A 1571-nucleotide genomic window follows, 5' to 3' on the forward strand; every position below is an offset into this window, starting at 1 on the left:
CAGCTACGACGCGGTGATGGCGATCGCGAAGGAGCATTCGGGCGCGTACGGGATGGGCGTCGACTACGCATACACGATGGTCCACAAGGCGCCGCAACGCACCGCGACGCCGCACGAGTCGATTCCGGCCGTTCCGGCGAAGTAACGGGCAACCGGCCGCGTTCGCCGCGGCCGATGCGATCGACGCATCCGGCGGCCAGGGCGGCCTCAGCGTTCGCAGGCCGCCGCTCGCTCAGGCCACGGGCAACGCCCACGGCGCGTGCGCGAAGTGGTCGGCGAGGAAATCGAGCAGCACCGTCACGCGCGCGGCGCGCAGCATGCCGGGCGGCGTGACGAGGTTGACGTTGATGTCGGCGATTTTCCACTCGGGCATCACTTCTTCGAGCTGACCACATTGCAGCGCGTCCCACACGAGGAACTCGGGCTGCAGCGCGAGGCCGTGACCGGCGAGGAGCGCGGGGGCGATCACGTCGGCATTGTTGGTGCGGATGCGTCCGTGCACGGACACGCCGACATCCTCGCCCGATGCCGGATTGCGAAAGCGCCAGTGCTCGGGCGTCGGCAGGTTCGTGTAGGTGAGGCACACGTGCTGTTCGATGTCGCGCGGATGCGTGGGACGGCCATGCCGGTCGAGATACGCGGGCGATGCGACGAGCGGACGGCGCACCGCGCACAGGCGGCGCGAGCGCAGCGACGAATCGCTCAGCTCGGCGATACGAATCGCGACGTCGAACCCGCCGGACACGATGTCGACGATGTGGTCGGTCAGCACGAGGTCGATGTCGACGCGCGGATAGCGTTCGAGAAACGCGGGCAGCAGCGGCGACAGATGACGCAGCCCGAACGACATCGGCGCGTTCACGCGCACGAGACCGTGCGGTTCGAGCGCTTGCGCGGAGGCCTCGCTCTCGATCAGTTCCGCATCGGCGAGCAGGCGGATCGCGCGGTCGCGCAGCAGTTCGCCGGTCGGCGTGAGCGACAGTTTGCGCGACGTGCGGTACAGCAGCATCGCGCCGAGGCGCTTTTCGAGGCGTGCGATGGCCTTCGACACGGTCGGTTGCGAGATGCCGAGCAGTTCCGCGGCTTTCGCGAACGACCCGGTCTCCGCGACGCGCGCAAAGATGGCCCAGGCTTCGAGATCAGGAAGGTGTTGCATGGCCGGACAGGGTGACAGGGAAGCGAAGTGGAAGCGAAGGCAGTGAAGCATGCGGCCGACGCGATGCGGGTCATTCTAATCCGGTCGGGAGAAAAATCGTTATGGAATCTTATCTATCGTCGTTGGCGGCCGGTGTGCTGATCGGCGTCGTGTACAGCGTGATCAAGGTGCGTTCGCCGGCGCCGCCGCTGATCGCACTGATCGGCCTCGCCGGCATGCTGGTCGGCGCGCAGGCCATCGGGCCCGTGCGTCACTGGCTCGGCTTCTGACTGTTTCGAGGACATGTTAATGACCGCAACCGATACTCAACCGGATCTGATCCTGCACAACGGGCGCATCACGACGCTCGATCGTGCGAACCCCGTCGCCGCCGCGGTGGCGATCAAGGACGGCCGCTTCGTCGCGGTCGGCAGCA

The 1571-nt window shown here is 67.0% G+C and carries 2 protein-coding genes and 1 pseudogene; 2 read left to right on the plus strand and 1 reads right to left on the minus strand.

Going from position 1 to position 1571, the window contains the following annotated elements:
• A pseudogene (locus tag F3J14_RS34960) lies at positions 1-145 on the plus strand (hydrolase); the annotation flags it as partial.
• A gap of 87 nt (positions 146-232) precedes the next feature.
• Here F3J14_RS34960 and F3J14_RS34965 read toward each other — a convergent pair.
• Positions 233-1156, minus strand: coding sequence for a LysR family transcriptional regulator (locus tag F3J14_RS34965; protein WP_166726759.1), 924 nt, complete (start codon positions 1154-1156; stop codon positions 233-235).
• A 101-nt stretch (positions 1157-1257) separates the two neighbouring features.
• Between F3J14_RS34965 and F3J14_RS34970 the strand changes: the two genes are divergently transcribed.
• Positions 1258-1425, plus strand: coding sequence for a DUF1427 family protein (locus F3J14_RS34970; RefSeq protein ID WP_006756038.1), 168 nt, complete (start codon positions 1258-1260; stop codon positions 1423-1425).
• The last annotated feature ends 146 nt before the right edge of the window (positions 1426-1571 follow it).

This window comes from Burkholderia sp. Tr-862 (assembly GCF_011753085.1).
Taxonomy (GTDB): domain Bacteria; phylum Pseudomonadota; class Gammaproteobacteria; order Burkholderiales; family Burkholderiaceae; genus Burkholderia; species Burkholderia ambifaria.